Origin of the sequence: Erwinia sp. B116 (assembly GCF_002865965.1) — a bacterium.
Classification (GTDB): Bacteria; Pseudomonadota; Gammaproteobacteria; order Enterobacterales; family Enterobacteriaceae; genus Erwinia.
In genome coordinates this window covers 40,322-58,920 of record NZ_JRZZ01000028.1, presented here as the reverse complement: position 1 = coordinate 58,920, position 18,599 = coordinate 40,322, and the positions used below count along the sequence as shown (strand labels likewise).

General features: G+C 58.6%; 17 protein-coding genes. 6 read left to right on the top strand and 11 right to left on the bottom strand.

The features are described 5' to 3' along the window. From NV64_RS16980 to NV64_RS16970, 3 genes are all read left to right on the top strand, one after another. Positions 1–343: SrfA family protein (locus tag NV64_RS16980; protein WP_233209020.1), on the top strand; the 343-nt coding region annotated here is incomplete at its 5' end. Between the two features lie 2 nt (positions 344–345). After that, positions 346–3,327, top strand: coding sequence for a virulence factor SrfB (locus tag NV64_RS16975; RefSeq protein ID WP_233209021.1), 2,982 nt, complete (start codon positions 346–348; stop codon positions 3,325–3,327). Continuing rightward, entirely contained in the window at positions 3,324–5,717 is a 2,394-nt protein-coding gene (locus tag NV64_RS16970) for a virulence factor SrfC family protein (RefSeq protein ID WP_101506387.1), read from the top strand. Before NV64_RS16975 ends, NV64_RS16970 begins: the two co-directional genes overlap by 4 nt. A 340-nt stretch (positions 5,718–6,057) precedes the next feature. Here NV64_RS16970 and NV64_RS16965 read toward each other — a convergent pair whose 3' ends face one another. The 4 genes from NV64_RS16965 to NV64_RS16950 all read right to left on the bottom strand — a co-directional run bounded on the left by NV64_RS16965 (position 6,058) and on the right by NV64_RS16950 (position 9,709). After that, on the bottom strand, positions 6,058–6,330 hold the full coding sequence (locus tag NV64_RS16965) for a barstar family protein (protein ID WP_101506386.1): 273 nt from the start codon (positions 6,328–6,330) through the stop codon (positions 6,058–6,060). Between the two features lies 1 nt (position 6,331). Continuing rightward, on the bottom strand, positions 6,332–6,910 hold the full coding sequence (locus NV64_RS16960) for a ribonuclease domain-containing protein (protein ID WP_233209019.1): 579 nt from the start codon (positions 6,908–6,910) through the stop codon (positions 6,332–6,334). A gap of 95 nt (positions 6,911–7,005) precedes the next feature. Continuing rightward, positions 7,006–7,923 carry a sugar ABC transporter substrate-binding protein gene (locus NV64_RS16955; protein ID WP_101506385.1) on the bottom strand — a complete coding sequence of 306 codons (918 nt, stop codon included), beginning with the start codon at positions 7,921–7,923 and terminating at the stop codon, positions 7,006–7,008. A gap of 184 nt (positions 7,924–8,107) precedes the next feature. Then, positions 8,108–9,709 (bottom strand): alkaline phosphatase, encoded by a 1,602-nt coding sequence (locus NV64_RS16950; protein WP_101506384.1) that lies wholly within the window; start codon positions 9,707–9,709, stop codon positions 8,108–8,110. A 585-nt stretch (positions 9,710–10,294) separates the two neighbouring features. On the opposite strand from NV64_RS16950, the gene NV64_RS16945 reads away from it, so the two are divergent. Next, entirely contained in the window at positions 10,295–11,389 is a 1,095-nt protein-coding gene (locus NV64_RS16945; protein ID WP_101506383.1) for an NADH:flavin oxidoreductase/NADH oxidase, read from the top strand. Between the two features lie 186 nt (positions 11,390–11,575). On the opposite strand, the gene NV64_RS23240 is transcribed toward NV64_RS16945, so the two are convergent. The 4 genes from NV64_RS23240 to NV64_RS16935 all read right to left on the bottom strand — a co-directional run bounded on the left by NV64_RS23240 (position 11,576) and on the right by NV64_RS16935 (position 13,147). Then, positions 11,576–11,794 (bottom strand): hypothetical protein, encoded by a 219-nt coding sequence (locus NV64_RS23240; RefSeq protein ID WP_146005510.1) that lies wholly within the window; start codon positions 11,792–11,794, stop codon positions 11,576–11,578. Further along, complete coding sequence (locus NV64_RS16940) at positions 11,791–12,054, bottom strand: hypothetical protein (RefSeq protein WP_056238015.1); 264 nt, start codon at positions 12,052–12,054, stop codon at positions 11,791–11,793. The genes NV64_RS23240 and NV64_RS16940 overlap by 4 nt, the downstream gene beginning before the upstream one ends. Positions 12,055–12,180: 126 nt before the next feature. Next, complete coding sequence (locus tag NV64_RS23470; RefSeq protein ID WP_156365603.1) at positions 12,181–12,354, bottom strand: hypothetical protein; 174 nt, start codon at positions 12,352–12,354, stop codon at positions 12,181–12,183. A gap of 247 nt (positions 12,355–12,601) precedes the next feature. Further along, on the bottom strand, positions 12,602–13,147 hold the full coding sequence (locus NV64_RS16935; protein ID WP_101506382.1) for a tetratricopeptide repeat protein: 546 nt from the start codon (positions 13,145–13,147) through the stop codon (positions 12,602–12,604). 563 nt (positions 13,148–13,710) lie between these two features. Here NV64_RS16935 and NV64_RS16930 point away from each other — a divergent pair. After that, the gene (locus NV64_RS16930; protein ID WP_101506381.1) at positions 13,711–14,688 is read left to right on the top strand and encodes a DUF1852 domain-containing protein; all 978 of its coding nucleotides are present in this window, start codon (positions 13,711–13,713) and stop codon (positions 14,686–14,688) included. A 28-nt stretch (positions 14,689–14,716) separates the two neighbouring features. Then, positions 14,717–15,748, top strand: a complete 1,032-nt coding sequence (locus tag NV64_RS16925; RefSeq protein WP_056238476.1) for a methionine synthase — start codon at positions 14,717–14,719, stop codon at positions 15,746–15,748. A 195-nt stretch (positions 15,749–15,943) separates the two neighbouring features. Here the strand turns inward: NV64_RS16925 and NV64_RS16920 are convergent, their stop codons facing one another. From NV64_RS16920 to NV64_RS16910, 3 genes are all read right to left on the bottom strand, one after another. Then, entirely contained in the window at positions 15,944–16,231 is a 288-nt protein-coding gene (locus NV64_RS16920; protein ID WP_101506380.1) for a hypothetical protein, read from the bottom strand. Between the two features lie 113 nt (positions 16,232–16,344). Then, a complete protein-coding gene (locus NV64_RS16915; protein ID WP_101506379.1) occupies positions 16,345–17,259 on the bottom strand; it encodes an AEC family transporter in 915 nt (304 codons plus the stop codon). 282 nt (positions 17,260–17,541) lie between these two features. After that, positions 17,542–18,561, bottom strand: coding sequence for an AI-2E family transporter (locus tag NV64_RS16910; protein ID WP_101506378.1), 1,020 nt, complete (start codon positions 18,559–18,561; stop codon positions 17,542–17,544). Positions 18,562–18,599: the final 38 nt, after the last annotated feature.

Here is an 18,599-nt window from a genome sequence, read left to right as displayed (position 1 = left end):
GAAGTTCCTTAACGGCAACTGGCGGGTGATCGTGCAGCAGGCTGCGCCGCTGACCGGCCGCCCGCCACAGCTGAAATACCAGCTGCGCAACGGCACGGGCACCGCGCGCATCACCCAGGGCGACGGCGTAACCTGCCGCGCCGACGTTGAGGCGGCGGTGATGCCGTCCGGCAACCTGGTGATTAAAAGCCGCAACACCGCCCGCTGCAGCGACGGTACGCGCTATCGCATGCCGGAACTGCTGTGCCGCCAGGGCCTGACCGGTGCCGCCCAGTGTAACGGCAGCTATAACGACAGTAACAATACGGTGCTGCCAATGACCATGAAACGTGAGACCCGATAATGCTGCTGGCAACCATTACTGATTTCAAACCCAATATGACGCTGGTGCAGAACAGCGGTATTCAGTTTCTTGATTTTGCGCTGACGCCGGTCTGCGACGCCGACTGGCCGGGCAAGTTTGTGCGCCAGACGGCCAACGGCCCGCTGCTGCGGCTGGATTATCATCCGCAGAGCGGCAAATACCTGCTGCCGCAGACCGCCGGCATGCCGCCGGAGCTGGTGAAGCCGGAGTTCAGCTTCCCGCAGGCCCAGTCGCTGGCGCTGCTGAACGGGCAGTGGCTGCCGCTGCCGTTCTTCCGCTTTAACCCACCGCGCAACTTCACCGGCGGCCCGGATAACTGGGCGCGGGTGCAGGTGGTGGCGCTGGACGCACCGGACGAAAAAGGCCGCACTCACCGCATCGTGCTGGCCTTTGACACCCGGCTGGCGACGGAGGGCGAAGATGCGCTGGCGCTGAACGAGAGCGACGTGCGCAACGGCGTCAGCTTTGCGCTGGCCCACCGCAGCGAAGAGCTGGGCGAGTTTCTCGATCAGACCTGGGTGGACGGCTGGCTGCGCGAGGCGTTCAGCGAAAGCGCCAGCGAGCGCGAACAGCGGCCACAGGTCAATATCAAAACCGCCCTGCGCGAATTTGAGTACCAGGCGCACTACCTGAATATCCTGCAGCTGCTCGGCGAACAGCTCAGCGTGCCGGAGCTGAAGATCAGCGCCGCCACGCTGCAGGAGCCGGCGATTAACGTCGACCTGATCCTCGACGTCGGCAACTCGCACACCTGCGGCATTATGGTGGAAGATCACCTCGACGATCATCAGGGCCTGAAGCACACCTACGAGATGCAGCTGCGCAACCTGAGCGAACCTCACCTGCGCTATAACGAGCTGTTTGAAAGCCGGGTGGAGTTCGCGCTGGCGCAGTTTGGCAAGCAGAACTACTCGCGCGAAAGCGGCCGGGAAGACGCCTTTATCTGGCCGTCGATCGTTCGCGTCGGACGCGAAGCGGTCAGGCTGGCCCAGCAGCGTCTCGGCACCGAAGGGGCCACCGGCCTCTCCAGCCCGCGCCGCTACCTGTGGGACGAAGAGAGTTACACGCCGGGCTGGCGCTTCAGCCGCACGCCAGGCAATCAGCAGCTGGAGCCGGCGGCCATCGCGCTGCCGCTCACCTGCCTGATCAACGACGACGGCGAGCCGCTCTACCGCCTGCCGCTGGAAGATCGGCTGCCGGTATTTGCCGCGCAGTACAGCCGCAGTTCGCTGATGAGCCTGATGCTCTCAGAGCTGCTGGCCCAGGCGCTGCTGCAGATGAACAGCCCGCAGCAGCGGCAAAAGATGCTGCACAGCAGCGCCCCGCGTCAGCTGCGTAACATTATCCTCACCCTGCCTTCCGCGATGCCGAAACCCGAGCGGGAGATCTTCCGCCGCCGCATGCAGGAGGCGATCGCGCTGGTGTGGAAAGCGCTCGGCTGGCACCCGGCGGATGAGGATTTCCGCAGCGAGAGCGACCGCGCCAGCAGCCTGCTGCCGGTGCCCGAGGTGCAGATGGAGTGGGACGAAGCCACCTGTGGCCAGATGGTCTATCTGTATAACGAAACCCAGGTCAACTTTGGCGGCCGTGCGGAGGCGTTCTTCGCCAGCATGGCGCGCCCGGACCGCGCCCGCGCCGCCGATGAACCGGCCGGAAAAACCCTGCGCATCGCCTCGATCGACATCGGCGGCGGCACCACCGACCTGGCGATCACCCAGTACCGGCTGGACGACGGCGCCGGCAACAACGTCAAAATCATGCCGCGCCTGCTGTTCCGCGAAGGCTTTAAGCTGGCCGGTGACGATATCCTGCTCGACGTGATCCAGCTCTACGTGCTGCCCGCGCTGCAGGCGTCCTTCCGCCAGGCCGGCATGGTCAACCCGGAAGCGGTGATGACCCGGCTGTTCGGTCATGAAGGCCGCCTTGACGGCCACTCCACCCTGCGCCAGCAGGTGACGCTGCAGCTGTTTATTCCGCTTGGCCAGGCGATCCTCGAAGCCTACGAGCGTTTCGACCCGCTGGATCTGGCGGCGGAGATCGACGCCCGCTTTGCTGAACTGCTCGAACACCGCCCGACCGACCCGCTGCTGGAGTACGTTAATCGTGAGATCCAGCGCGAACTGCCGGCGGAAGCCGCGCGGTTTGACGTCATGAACGTGCCGCTGGTGGTACGCCTGAGCAAGCTGCACGCCGAATTCCTCTCGCCGCGCATGAATATCACCCACAGCCTGCGCTCGATGTCGGAAGTGGTGGCGGTGTATGACTGCGACGTGCTGCTGCTGACCGGTCGCCCGTCGCGCTTCCCCGGCGTGCAGGCGCTGTTCCGCCACCTGCAGCCGCTGCCGGTCAGCCGCATCCTGTCGCTGGACGGCTACCACACCAACGACTGGTATCCGTTTAACAAGCAGGGGAAAATTGAGAACCCGAAATCGACCGCCGCGGTGGGTGCGATGCTGTGCCTGCTGTCGCTCGACCTGCGGCTGGCCAACTTCTGGTTTAAGGCCGGCGATTTTCAGCCCTATTCCACTATCCGCTACCTTGGCATGCTCGACGCTACCGGCGCGCTGAAGGCAGAGGACGTGTGGTACAGCGATATCGACCTCGATCAGCACAGCTTTAACCTTGAAGTGCGCAACCGCTTCCAGGTGCGCGGCGCGCTGACGCTCGGCTTCCGCCAGCTGGATAACGACCGCTGGCCGGCCTCGCCGCTCTATACCCTGACGCTGGTCGATCCGCAGCTGGCGCGCAGCGTGGCCGGCGACCGGGTGCTGCGTGTCAAGCTGGCGGTCAGCCGACCGTTCGGCGAGTTTGGCCCCGAGCGTTTCACCCTGGCCGACGCCCAGCTCGATGACGGCAGCCAGGTGCCGCTGGAACACCTGCGGCTGAGCCTGAACACCCTGGCCAGCAACGGCTCCGGCATGGCACATTACTGGATCGACAGCGGGAGCGTGTACCGTAAATGAAATCAATTAATCAAATTCTCTCCGCCCAGGCCGTGAAAAAACGTGACGGCCTGACACAGGGCATCGAACAGGCGCTGGGCTGGCTGGCGCTTAACCGCCAACAGTCGCCACGGCTGGATATGGAAGCCGACTCGCTCAGCGTCAAGCTGCTGCGCCAGCATAATAAGGCCAGCGCGCTGGTCAGCGCGGTGCAGAAGCCACCGGCCATCGGCCTGTTCGGGCTGGCGCAGCAGGGGAAGTCCTATCTGATCGCCCGGCTGGCGGCCAGCGATAAGGGGCGTCTGGAGTGCGCGCTGGGCAACAGCGTGCTGGACTACGCCACCCAGCTCAACCCGCAGCAGCACACTGCCGCGCCGGTGCTGCGCTTCAGCGCGCAGCAGCACGCCAGCGACAGCAGCTGGCCGGTGCGGCTGGACCTGCTCAGTGAAAGCGAACTGGTGGCGGTGCTGGCGCTGCAGTACCGCCAGTCGCAGACGGATCGCGCCGCCGCGCTCGATGAGTCGCAGCTGAACGAACGCCTGCAGAACGTGGCGCCCTACCGCCAGGCGGAGCCGGTGGCGGGCATTACCCCGCAGCAGGTGGTGGCGCTGTGGGACCAGGTGAATCAGCTGCAGCGCCGCCAGGACACGGCGCTGGAGAGCCACTTCTGGCCGCAGGCGGTGGAGCTGGCGCCGCTGCTCGGCGTTGACGAGCGCGCGCGGCTGTTCTCCCTGCTGTGGGGTGAAGATCGCCAGCTGACCGCGCTCTATCGCCAGCTGGCGCACGCCCTGCACCATCTGGCCGGCGCCCGCCGGGTGCTGGCCCCGATCGGCGTGCTGGATGAGCCGTCGTTCAGCCTGCTTAACGACAGCGGCGTCAGCCAGTTTAACGCCAGCAGCGACCTGATCGTGCAGGTCGCTCCGCTGCACCAGGGGCGTACCCTGCCGGCGGTGAATATCGCGCTGGCGGAGCTAACCCTGCTGTGCCGTGAGGTACTGCTGCCGCTTTACAGCACCCCGCGTGAAGCGCTGTTCAGCGAAGTCGACCTGCTTGACTATCCCGGCCTGGTGACGCCCTCGGTGCTGCCGGACGACGAGCAGCACGCCCTGGCGCTGGGCTTCCTGCAGGCGCGCCGCCCGCTGCTGCTGCAGCGCGCGACCCGGCAGCAGACGCTGACCCACCTTCTGGTGTGCAGCGCCTCCGGCCATCGCCAGGAGACGCCGCTGGTCGGCCGCCTGCTCGACCAGTGGGTCAGACAGACCCAGGGCGAGAGCAGCCAGCAGCGCAGCGGCCGCAAGCCCGGCCTGATCTGGGCGATGACGCCGTTCGATCAGCGCCTGACCCACGGCCACAACCATGACGCCGCCGTGCAACGCTTCGTCGGTCAACCCGGCGATGCCTGGGGCGCGATGCTGGCGATGGATGAGAAAGGCGTGCAGCGCATGGCCGGCTACCTCTCCAACGAGGTGCTGCGCGAGGCAAAGCTGGCTCGGATTGAGGTGTTACGCAGTGAGGTGCAGCGCGAGCTGGCAGAAAACCTGCTCGGCCAGTGGGCGCAAAACGTGGAAGCCGACGACGCCGCGGCCCGCCTGCGCATCGCCGAATCCCTGCTGAAGGCCCTGCAGACCCGCACCGGCATGCACGGCGAGCTGCTGGAGCGGCTGGTGCCGGTGCGCGATACGCTACGCCACCTGTTTTTACAGCGTGAGCAGCGTAACGAACGTCTGACGGCGGATGAGTACAGCATCAGCGATGACGATCCGTTTGGCATCGGCGTGGCCATCGACCTGCTGAGCGAAACGCCGCTGACGGCGGTGCAGACCAGCTATCACAGCGTGCCGGAAGTCGACCACGATGCCGAATTTGCCCAGCAGGTGTACCGCTACTGGGTAAACCAGCTGCGCCAGCTGCCGGAAAACGGCCCGCTGCTGGAGCTGCTCGGCGTCAGCAAACCGACGCTGGAGATGCTGACCAGCGAGCTGATCACCGCCAGCGTGCGTCAGGGGGTGGAACCGGCGCTGGCGCGCATTCTGGCCAACGACGACGCGCAGGGCCTGCCGGCCGGACAGGTCGCCGACCGCCAGGTGTCGCGGGCGCTGAGCGTGATCGGCGACTTTATCGCCTGGCTCGGCTTCCAGCAGCTGCCGGAGGCCGAACGCCCGGAGAGCCGCATCAACCGCGGACAGAAGATCTTCGCCAAGCCGGAAGTGCAGACCGGCAGCCTCGGACCGGGCCAGCGCCTGACCCGGCTGGCGCTGAAGCCGAACAACCACGCGGCCTTCTACATCTACGACTGGCTGGTCGGGCTGAATACGCTGATCGTGCAAAACGCCGGCTGGTCCGCCGCACGTGAAGTCAGCCCTGAACAGCGCGAGCAGCTGGCGCAGACAGTGGCGATGATTCGGCGGTAAAGGCGGGGAGTTCCGGGCTGCGCACTGCTTTGGCGTAGCCCGGGAACGTCGACAGGCTTAGTAGCAGAGCGGTAAACACAGCCCTTTCGTGACACTGTCACACTCGGTGGCGCTTCACAAGAACCTGTCACCGTATCTGCTGACGGATCAACAACACGCACGAGTATTTATTCCTCTTCTCATCAATTCAGATGCTTAACGCATACGGAGCTGAACCTTCCCCTTCAATTCATTCTCCTGAACCTGAACCTGAACCTGCGCAAGCCACGCCCCTGAGCATGAGCATGAGCATGAGCATGAGCAAGCTATTTTGTTCGATTCAAAGCTGGCAGTTCAGCTTTCAGCCCTCATCATCACAGATGGAAAAGTCTCCGTCGGTCTCCGCTTCTGCTTCCTGCATCACCTGCACTATCCTCGCCAGCGCCGGCCGCTGCGGGTGCTGCTGCAGATGGCACAGGGTAACCCGCAGCGGCAGATTAAGCTGACCGGTCAGCACATCCCACAGCGCATCAAGATTGTTACCGAAGTAATGCAGCTCAAAACGCGCGGCAAACTGGCGGTAGAAATCGGCGGCGTCCGCAACCTCGCTGAGATCAAAGCGTTCTTCGCGCATCTTATTTCACCTGTTCAAAGCGGCGATAGTGATCGCGGGTGACGAAGATCAGCCCGTCGCTGGAGTACAGCAGCCGGTCGGCGCCGCGCCGCCCGCACTGGTAGTTCACATCGGCCTCATACCAGCTGCGGCCATTTTTCTCCGGCAGACCGCCCTCGCGGTTGCTGAAGCGATCGCCGCCGATCGCCCGCCCCGGCAGCACCTGACACAGGTTGCCTTTGGCCGGGTCCCAGCCCTGCCTGCGCGCCGCAGACTTGCGAATATAGTAGTCCGGCAGCCGCTGATGCTGCTGAATATAGTTGGCCACCCGCGATTCAGCGGTGAGCCGATCGATAGTGGTGGCCGGACTGCCCGCTGCTGATCCACGCTCGCTTTCCCCGCCAGCGCCTCTAGCTACCGAGCCGTAACCAGCGGTTTCCGTTCTTTCCGCGCGGGAGGCCGAGCCCGAATGGGTTGACCTCGCCGCGGTATCCGCCATTGTTCCCGTGGCTGAATGAGAAGTTTGCCCGTCGGGCTGACGCAGCCCGGCGTAAGTGGCGATAAGTGCCACCACGCCAGCGATAATCAGTTTCTTACTCATGGTGTATTCCTGTGGTGCATCGCTGTGAAAAAAGGGGCCAGAGGCCCCTTTGCACTAGAACGATAACAACTTTTTTCCGCCATGATGACCGAAAATCACTTCTCTTCGTATTTTTTCATATTCTCTTTAGTGACCAGCTCAAACGGGATCCAGTGGTACGAGTCGAGTTTCTCACCCTTGATCATCCGCTGGGCGACGTCCACCGAGGCTTTGCCCTGCCCGACCGCATCCTGGAATACCGTGACCTGCATTTTGCCGGAGGCCAGCGCCTTCAGGCCGTCCGGGGTGGCATCAATGCCGCCGATCAGAATTTTGCTGTCTTTCTTACCGGCCTGCTGCAGCGCCATAATCGCGCCGATCGCCATCTCATCGTTGTTGGCGGCAACGATATCCACCTGCTCACCGTTGGTCAGCCAGTTGAGCATCAGATCCATGCCCTCGTTACGCGAGTAGTTAGCGGTTTGCTTCAGGACGACCTTCATTTTTGGATACTTAGCCACCACCAGTTCGACGTCTTTGGTGCGCTGCACCGCGCCGGCATCGCTCAGGTTACCGATCATCACCGCCACATTGCCCTGATAGTTGGCCTGGCGGGCCAGCTCCTCCATCTGCAGGGTACCGGACTGCTTCTCATCGGAGCCGACAAATACCACGCCCGGCGGCAGCTTCACGTCGCCCGGCGTGCGGTTTACGTAGACCAGCGGGATCTTCGCCGCGCTTACCAGTCTGGTCATCGCCGGGGTGCCGGCGGAGTTGACCGGATCGACGATAATCGCGTCCACCCCGGCGCTGATAAAGCTCTGCACCTGGTCGGTCTGACGGCCCACATCACCACGTGCATCCTCAAACTGCACCTTGATGCCGCGCTCTTTGGCCTCTTTGTCGATCGCCTGACGGATGATGGTGAGGAAGTTCTGATCAAAGTAGGCCATAGATACGCCGATGGTTTCGGCCAGCGTTGACGCGGAAAAACCCAGGGCAGCTACCAGTACTAACTTTTTAAGATGTTTCATTATTCTTCTCCGCGGGCAAGAGGTTCGGATGAGTATAAAATGGAATGATTAGTCCACGCCGAGATAATAATGAAACATACGATTTACCCGCAACAGGATTAGTGCAATTTCTCAACTCAGCTCACGCTAAATAAAAAAACCGGCACGGTGGCCGGTTTCAGGAAAAGGATGGAACGTTGCAGAGTTACCGCGCGATTTGCTCAACCGCCGATCCTTCCAGCGCGGCTTTCACCACTTTGAACACGTCGGTGTTATCGATATACGCGCCGTTACTGAGGCCCACGTATCTGGCATAACCGGCATCGGTGCCCTGAACCCGGGCAGCGAAGGCTGCAGAACCCGCGCCTTTGGCCCACAGCGGTACCAGCGCGTTAGAGTGGTTGCCGGTCGGGCGGAAAGAGATGCCGGGCATCTGCCCTTTGCCTTTATTCGCCACCGCTTCGAAGGCGGTTTTCTGCGCGTCCGCACCCATCGGCATGCCGTTGTCGTGATCGGTGGTAACGATCAGCAGCGTCTCTTCCCAGCTGCTGTTCTTCTCTACCCAGTCAACCACGGCGCTTACCGCGTTGTTGAAGTCGGCGGTCTCTTCGATCAGCCGGCCATACTCCACGCCGGTGCAGTTCGGGTTGTAGGAATTGCCCCAGTCGCCCTTGCCGGAACAGGCGTTACTGGTGTGCGCCGCCCAGTCGGTGGCTCCGCCTTCAACCATCACGAAGAAACCGTTGCCGTTTTTGCTCAGGTGCCGGATAGCACCCTCGGTCATGGTGGCCAGCGTAGGCACGCTGCGGATGTAAGCATCGCCAGACGGCGTGGCGCTGTCTTTGCCGGTGATGGTGGCCTGACGGCCCTGCTGTAAGGTGCCGTTAGGCGCAACCTCAGGCGAGCCGATCAGCGGGCCATCGTATTTCAGGGCACCGCTGGCCAGCTGGCTGAACTCTTCGCTGCTGCGCAACACTTTCCACGGGCTGGTGGCATTGGCCGGGGTGAGTTTGCCTGTCTGCAGGGCGTCCCACTCCTCTTTGGCCAGATAGCTGTTAGCGTCTTTGCCACAGCCAACCTCAGATTCGTCCTTCGCCAGTTTGTCACAGGCGGTGCCGTTAACGTTAAAGCCCGGCAGGCCGGTACCCATAATCAGATCCAGTTTGCCTTCGGTCAGCATCTGGCGGGCGATGGCATGGTAATCGTTACGCGAGGCGTTCTGAGCGCCAAACGCGGCGGGCGTGGCGTGGGAAAACGGCACGCTGGTGACCACGCCGGTGGCTTTACCCTGCGCTTTTGCGACAAGAGTAACGAAATCAACCGGCTTGCCGTTATTGTCGTAGTTGATGGCGTTGTTATAGGTTTTGATCCCTGAAGCCAGCGCGGTGCCGGCCGCGGCGCTGTCGGTGGGCTCAGTGGCGAGATATTCATAGCCTTTGAACGGCAGATCTTTATTCGCCGCGTCCGGGGTGATGTCCCAGGCTTTCTGCGGGTCGTAGTTAACCAGCGAGTCGGCGTTATGGGTGGCTTTTTTCGACGCGTTGAGTGGGAAAGTGGTCATGGCAAACTTCACCGGGAAACCGGCGTACGGCGTTTTATCACGTGCGCCATACTGCCAGTAAGCCGTGGCATCCCAGGTCCCCCAGCCCGCCCCGTCGTTAATCATCACGATCACGTTTTTCGCTTTGGTTTCAGCCGCCAGTGCCGGCTGTGCGACGCTCAGGCCGGTGACCGATAACATACACAAGGCAAGGTAACGTTTACGAAACAGACCGGTGGCACTGGCGGGGGTGTGTTGATTAACCATGAGACTCTCCGTGTAAAATTTCATCACAACAAATCATTGCAAAGATTGTTGATATGTTTAAGTTTGTTGCAGTTTTCGCAGCGCAGTATCGATGGCGTTTATGACATTTTCATGACCACTGACGACGTTGAAGGTTACCAGCTGACCACAGGCAATAAGATCGCGCTTCTCTAAGTGGCTGTTTTTAAATTGAGTTAAGTTACATTTTTCTGTCACTGATAAGATTAACCCGTAAAATGTAAACCACTGTAAAGACACATACAGCGGCGCTTATCCCATCTCCGCATACGGCATACCGTTCAGATTTTGCTGTTACGCGATGACGTTATGCAGTTCTGTTGTGCATATGCCAGCCGGCAATGACATAACACAGCGAGCTGCCAGCGCTCAGCACACAGCGCTTTACGCTTCATACGCTGGATTGATTACTATCCCCTCTGTGAGTGAGTGAGACGTTCGCACCCTGCGACCATCATTAATGGTGGCTGGCAGCGAATGCACTCTTTTAGGTTTACGCTTAATCCTGAATCGACCCGCCTTGCGCACGACCGATAATGAGAAATCCTTCAGAGATATGAGGTAGTAATGAGTCAACTGTTCAGTCCGACACGCATTGGTAAGCTTGAACTTGAAAACCGCATCGTGATTGCGCCGATGTGTCAGTATTCCGCTGAGAACGGCCTTGCCACCTCATGGCACCGTATTCACCTTGGCCAGCTGGCGCTCTCCGGTGCCGGGCTGCTGATCATGGAGGCCAGCGCCGTCGAAGCGATCGGGCGCATCTCCTCCGGCGATCTCGGGCTGTGGGATGACGCCACCGAAGCCGCGCTGGGCGAGGTAATTGGCGATATTCGCCGCTGGTCGCCCATTCGCCTTGGCATTCAGCTAGGCCACGCCGGGCGCAAGGCCTCCAGCGAGGTGCCCTGGGAGGGCGGTCAGCAGCTGGCCAGCGATCGCGGTGGCTGGCAGACGGTGGCCCCATCGGCGCTGCCGTTTACCGATGGTGATGCACCGCCTGCAGAACTGAGCCTTGCCGGTCTGGCCGCGGTAAAACAGGCCTTCGTCGATAGCGCCCTGCGCGCGGTGCGGCTGGGCATTGAACTGATTGAGATCCACGCCGCGCACGGCTACCTGCTGCACCAGTTCCTGTCGCCGCTGAGCAATCAGCGCAGCGACGAGTACGGTGGTTCGCTGGAAAACCGCATGCGCTTCCCGCTGGAAGTGTTCCAGGCCGTGCGCGAAGCGGTCCCTTCAGCGGTCGCGGTTGGCGCACGCCTGTCGGCCACCGACTGGGTGGAGGGCGGCTGGGACGTGGAACAGTCGATCGTCTTCAGCCAGCGCCTGCAGGCGCTGAACTGTGATTACCTGCATATCTCCAGCGGCGGCCTCTCCCCCGCTCAGGCCATCAGCGTCGGGCCGGGCTATCAGCTGCCGTTCGCCCGCGCCATCCGTGAGCAGGTATCTATCCCGGTGATTGGCGTTGGGCTGATTACTGACCCGCATCAGGCTGAGGCGGTGCTGCAGGACGGCGACGCCGACCTGGTAGCGCTGGCGCGCGGCATCCTCTATAACCCACGCTGGCCATGGCACGCAGCGGCCGCGCTTAATGCACAGGTTCGCGTTGCTCCACAGTATCTGCGTTCGGAGCCGCATGAGGTTAAGGGGACTTTGCGGCGCTAAGGGATCGGTTCAGGCAGCTTCGGCCAGGCGACATTACGGCGCCTGCATGCTGAACGAACCTTGGCCGAGTAACACGCTCTGCTGGCGAATTCAGCTGAACTCAACGGTCAGAGGCTGACGATATAAACCAAGGCCAGCGAGGGCGCGGTTTTCCCTTTGCTGGCTAAACGGGCCATTAAAACCTGCTTAGCCAGAAATTAACACCGCCGCTGCCGAAGCACTCTCTTTATTGAGGATAATAGGTATGTTGTAACTAATAAGGGTTGCGTGATACACATCGTTGCCCCTCACCCGGCCGGTTTGCTCGGTAAATCCGCAACTGGCTGCCGTCAGGCAATGCAGGTAAACCTCTTTAACTACCCGCACGACAACACGCTCAGTTAAGGTCAGACTTTGCTTAATCAATAACTCTCCGATGGGGGCGCCAGCTCTTCAACCAGCACCAGCGGACACTTCTTCACCCTGCAGGCGTGGCTGTACGCCAGTTCGCAGACCGAGCAGACGTCCTTCTCTTCGCTCTCATAGTGGTAATCCATAAAATAGCGGAACGTGCCACCCCGCTTTGCGCAACGTACGATATGCTGTGGCGCAAAGATCTCATCCAGCTGCCTGAAGGTCAGGGCTGACGGGTTGTGGAACCCTACTCTTACGCGATAAGTTGTCATGCCGTAATTATGTGGCAGCGGGTTATGAAAGCCCAACAGGTTGTACGTGTTGCTCAGATTGGTGAAATTTATCGGTAAGGGGGAAATGGCGAAGGGCAGAAAAAAACCGCCCTGTGGCGGCTCCGGTCAGAAATGAGGAAAGGTCAGTTTTTCGCTAAGAAATTTAAACCCTTCTGCTTCAAATCGGGTCAGTGTCATAGGTACGGCATTAGCAGGTTTGAAGAATCCGCTTTGATGACGGTAAAACCAAACCTGAGGTTTAGATAACCCCGTTCCAATCCAGTAAAATCCGGTGTCCATAAAGCTGTTCCGGTCATGTATTGAACACCCACTCTAACACGCTGAGATAAAAATTACCTGGAGGGATTTGTTGGGTTTTGTCATTCCCGTGGGTATCTGGCTGATTACTGGCTGTAAAGCGGTTAAAATTAAAGGCCGCCGGGCGACGTTATCAGAAGGCAGGAAGTTCAGACCTGGAGATGACAGCCAGCCAATTCTGCTGCATCAAACTGAAAACCCCGCGGATGCAGGGTTTTCAGCGGGATAACTAAGGCTGCGGGTAATACTTCTGCTTAATCTCCTGCGCCAGCGCTGCGGAGTTGTCCCTTTGCTGTTGCGTTAACGCGCCGCGAAAGATGGCGTCCTGAGAAAAAGCCTTTTTATTGTCGAACTGCTGAGCAAGCAGCAGATAAGCAAAAGCTCTGACCTCATCCTTTTCGACGCCCCAGCCGTTCTTAAAGAACACTGCCGCCGGTAACAGGGCCGGCTTGCCGCCGTTTTCGATCGATTTTTCAAACCAGGCTGCGGCCGCGTTGTTGTCTTTGGCTTCACCCGACTCAGCGGAAGAGTAGATAACGCCCAGCATATACTGCGCCTCGGCGTTGTTGCCCTGCGCGGCTTTGTTCAGCCACTTCATTGCCTCAGCGTGGTTAGAGCCTCCGCGCGCCTGCCCGGAGTGATACAGCCGGTAAAGTTCGACCTGCGCACTGCTGTCACCGGCCCTCGCCTTCTGCTCAATTTCGGCCTGAGACGAACCTGAATCGCAGGCAGAAACACCTAAACACGCGGCCAGCAGCCAGCCAATCTTTTTCATATCCCGCTTCCCGTCAGTAAAATTATCGGCGATCCTAACGGCGTGAGGCGGTAAAGGGAAGTCACAAGCGTGGTTGAATAGCAGTGTGAGGCGTAAAAAACGCCCGACTTTATGGGTTCAGTTCAATCTATGGGTGGGTAGTTCACAAAAAGCTCAGGGCAGGATTCAAACCTACGTTCAGGCAGTAACGACTACGCACACCACTGCCTGATATCGCTTATGTCACGCTTCGCCCCGCCAGGGCCTGCGCCCGCCTGTCTCTCACAGCTGACGTAAATTCATTCAGGCTTTACCAGGCTGTTCAGCGCAGTCTGTGCCGCTAAAACGCCGCAGTTACATCAACAACTTAGCGCTGATGGCGTCTCTCACCACGATCATGAAGAACGCTCATGTTGCTGTGAAATTTAATCACTTTTACTCAAGTCGCAACTCTGGCATAAATAACATCATGTTATTAACAGTAGCCTACATCAAGACTACTGGGTGATAAAGACAAAATTTAAAAATCCTGAAAAGCAAGAAATTAATTCAGGTTTAATATCAGACTCAGGATACCGATTAATATGAATACAGAATTTGCCTTTACTGTTAAACGCATCAGCTTTGATGAAGATTACAACCCATCCGAAAATACGCGCATTACCACCAACTTCGCCAATCTGGCCCGCGGTGAAAAACGCCAGGAGAACCTGCGCAACACGCTGGTGATGATTAATAACCGTTTCAATACCCTGGCGCACTGGGATAATCCAACATCAGATCGTTATTCTGTGGACATTGAGATCGTTTCCGTTGAGATTGATATCGAAGGCAATGGTAAAACCTTCCCGGCGATTGAAATCCTGAAGACCCATATCGTTGATAAAAAAACCAGGCAGCGTACCGAAGGGATTGTCGGCAACAACTTCTCTTCTTACGTTCGCGATTATGATTTCAGCGTCTTATTGTCTGAGCATAATAAGAGCAATGCCGGATTCAGCACGCCAGCCAACTTTGGTGATTTGCACGGTAATTTATTTAAATGTTTCGTTAATTCGGATGTCTATAAAACCAACTTTAATAAAGCCCCGGTTATCTGCCTGAGCGTATCCAGTAAAAACGTCTATCAGCGCACTGACTTCGAGCACCCGGTGCTCGGCTTCGAATACCAGCAGGATGCGCTGTCCCTGACCGATCACTACTTCAATAAAATGGGTCTGCAGGCGCGCTACTTTATGCCTAAAGGCAGCGCCGCGCCGTTAGCCTTCTACTTCAACGGCGATCTGCTGAATGATTACACCGATCTTGAGCTGATTAGCACCATCAGCACCATGGAGACGTTCCAGAAGATCTATCGCCCTGAGATTTACAACGCAAACTCGGCGGCCGGAGAAGTCTATCAGCCGAGCCTGAATCACCTGGACCACTCCTTAACCCGCATTGTTTACGATCGCGTGGAGCGCAGCCAGCTGGCCGTTGAACAGGGTAAATTTACTGAAGAGAACTTCATTAAACCGTACCAACATATTCTTGAGCAGTGGTCTGCTAACTACGCTGCCTGATCTGCAAAATTATAAGGTCTTTATTACCATGAAAAAATTATTACCCACCTCGACCGCCGGCAGCTTACCTAAGCCTTCATGGCTGGCAGAGCCTGAGCAACTCTGGTCGCCGTGGAAACTACAGGGACAGGAACTGACTGACGGCAAACTGGATGCGCTGCGTTTATGCCTGGAAGATCAACTGCGTTCAGGCATTGATATCGTCAGCGACGGCGAGCAAACGCGTCAGCACTTTGTCACCACCTTTATTGAGCACCTTGACGGCGTTGATTTTGAAAATCGTAAGACCGTTAAAATTCGCAACCGCTACGAAGCCAGCGTGCCGACGGTGGTGGGTGCCGTATCCCGCCAGAAGTCCGTGTTTGTTGAAGATGCGAAGTTCTTACGCCAGCAAACCACGCAGCCGATCAAGTGGGCCCTGCCCGGCCCGATGACGATGATCGACACGCTGTATGACCACCACTACCAGAGCCGTGAAAAGCTGGCCTGGGAATTCGCCAAAATTCTGAATCAGGAAGCCAAAGAGTTAGAAGCGGCGGGCGTTGATATTATTCAGTTCGACGAGCCGGCGTTTAACGTCTTCTTTGACGAGGTTAACGACTGGGGCATCGCCGCGCTGGAAAGAGCCGTTGAAGGGCTTAAGTGCGAAACTGCCGTGCATATCTGCTACGGCTACGGCATCAAAGCCAACACCGACTGGAAAAAGACGCTGGGTTCAGAGTGGCGCCAGTACGAAGAGATCTTCCCGAAGCTGCAGAAATCGAGCATCGATATCGTCTCGCTGGAGTGCCAGAACTCCCACGTGCCGATGGATCTGATTGAGCTGATTCGCGGTAAAAAAGTGATGGTTGGCGCGATTGACGTGGCCACCAACATCATTGAAACGCCGGAAGAAGTGGCCGACACGCTGCGTAAGGCCCTGCAGTTTGTCGATGCCGACAAACTCTACCCGGCGACCAACTGTGGCATGATCCCATTATCCCGCCGTATCGCCAAAGGCAAAATGACGGCCCTGAGCGCCGGTGCTGATATTGTCCGCAGAGAGCTGCTGGGTAAATAACGTCGTCAGTGTTCGGATCGCTTAAACGGTTATAAGTTCGGGTTAAGCGATCCGATTAATCAGCAGAATTATAAACTTCTCCCCCTTCAACGGCTCTATCCGAACGTTATCGTTCATCAGGCTGGCTAACCATCACCAGCAGGTTGTGCAATATCAACCTCGATCGTTAGCGGATAAATGTACGCCCCCTGTCCGTCATTCATTCAGGTCCGGGGCTGCAGGTGTCCCGGAGGTGTTAATCATCTCAGCACAACAACGTTCGGAAATCAGCAGGTCAATCACCCTGTTAATCTGTCTCAGTTGTTTCTGTTGCTGTAGATTCACCAGATAAAGCCACAGAAACACAGGCGGTGAGAAAACGCCGGCCAGAAACAGGCCTAACTCAGCACAGCTGGTCACCGGTGTAAGACTGGAAAATGAAATTACCAGCGTCAATGCTATTACATAGACGACGGTTAGCAGCAACCCTATCGCAGACAACATAGATATCCTTAAATGAAAAATACCGCTGTCTACTCTACCTCTTTGACCGGTTCGGTTTGGCATCGGTCGTGCGGAATGGGCAGGTTATGCCTTGCAACAGCACCATGCCCCTGTCACCCATACACCCCATCCATCGTAAGTATCAGAACTGGCGTAGTTATTGCCGAAAAAACGGTGGTGATCAGCATGCTGGCCGCCGCCGGCCCGGTAAGCGCCTGAAATTGCTGCGACATAAGATACACATTCACCCCGACCGACATCGATGCCAGCAGCACCACCACTTTGCTCTCCAGCGGCGGCAGGCCGAGCAGCGCGGCCAGCGCCCACACCACCAGCGGCATCACGACAAGCTTAATCGCGCTGAGGGTGTAGCTGATGGCCAGCCCGTCGCGAATGCGGTACACCGCCAGGCTCATGCCAAGGGCGATCAGCGCCAGCGGTACGGCAATCTGACCAATCATCGTCAGCGGCCGGTCGATGATTGTCGGCAGGGTCAGGCCGCTGAAGCTGAAGGCGGTGCCGGAGAGGATGCCGATAATCAGCGGGTTGCGCAGCACGCTGGCGGTGGTTTTGCCAATGCCCTTTACGGAGAGCGATCCGTGGCGGTACCACTCGACCGAGGCTGTGGCAAGCGTCCACAGCAGCAGGCCGTTAAATACCAGCACCAGCGCCACCGACGGCATCGCCTGGTCGCCGATCATCACCTTCGCCACCGGAATACCCAGCAGCACGTTATTGGAAAAAATACCGCCGAGGGCAAATACCGAGCCGGCCACGCCGTCGAACTTAAATACCCGGCTGGCGATCAGGCGACCGAAGATAAATACCAGCAGGCAGCCGCCAAAGAAAGCCAGCAGCAGGCGCACGTCCACCGCCGGGCCGGCGCTAAAGTCGCACATCAGGCGGAACAGCATCGCCGGCAGCGCCAGGCGGAACACCACCCGGTTAAGGGCGGTGGTAATGGTCTCCGGCCAGTTGCGCCAGCGCACCAGCAGCCAGCCCAGCGCGATCAGCATAAATAACGGCATCGCCGCCAGAACCTGGTGTAAAAACGAGCTAAAAAGTGACAATGTAACCTAACCCCGAACTCTTCAGATTTGCGGACGTAATGTAAAAACCAGGATGAACTCTTTCGCGGCACCGTTAGCGCAATACAGCCTTCGGCGCCCCTGGCCTGCTACGGCCAGGCAGAACGCAGAGCAATACGCCTTATAACAGGCTGTCGCATCGCGAAGGGACGACTTCTTAATAAAAACAGTGGCATCATAGGGTCTGAACGATGGATGAGCGGGCAAAGTGCCCGCCCGGCGTCAGATCAGCTTCGCCTCGCGCAGCTCGCTTTTCAAATAGGCGTAATAAACCGGGGCGGCCACCACCCCGGCCAGGCCAAAGGCCGATTCAAACACCAGCATCGCCAGCAGGATCTCCCAGGTTTTGGCGCTGATACGGGTGCCGAAGATACGCGCGTTAATAAAGTACTCCAGCTTGTGGATCAGGATCAGGTAGACCAGCGCGATCAGCGCGGCTTCCAGCGAGATCGACAGTCCGATCAGCACAATCACCGTATTGGAGATCAGGTTGCCGATAATCGGCAACAGCCCGGCAACAAAGGTCAGCACCACCACCGTTTTGGCGAACGGGAAGTGCAGGCCGAACAGCGGCAGTACGCCAAACAGGAAGCCACAGGTCAGCACCGTGTTCACCAGCGAGACTTTAATCTGGGCAAACACTACGTTATGGAACGCAGCGGCCAGGTTGGTCAGCCGGTCCAGCAGCGCCTCTTTCAGCGGCGCGTCGGAGCGGAATTTTGAGGCAGGCCGCAGCGAGATAATCGCCCCGAGCAGCATGCCGATCAGCATGGTGGCAAAGGTATGGGCGGCGTTGCGGCCGAAGGTCTGCACCACTACCAGGTGTTCGCGCAGCCATGTCACCACCTGGTGCTGCAGCTCATCGATATCCGACGGCAGATAGCGGGTGATCACCGGCGACAGGGTGTGCTGGGCGTCAACCAGCAGCTTGGTGGCGGTGGCGTGGAACTGCGCCGGGTTCTGGAAATCATGCAGCAGGAAGGTGATGATCTTCGTAATGCCGGTGACCAGCGCGAGGATAATCACCACGCTGAGGAACAGGATGCTGATCCAGCGGGCGATCGGCCCCTTTACCAGCCGCTCCACCAGCGGCGTCAGCGCCAGAATGATCTCATAGACGATAAATCCGGCGAGAAAACACGGCAACAGCCGCAGCGGGAAGATGGCAAACAGTGCGATTAAAATCAGGCCGTAGCTGGCGGCCTGACACCAGTGCGCCTGGCTGGCATTGCGTATTTCCATGACACGTCCTGTCCTGTCTGATAGCAAAAGTGTAACCA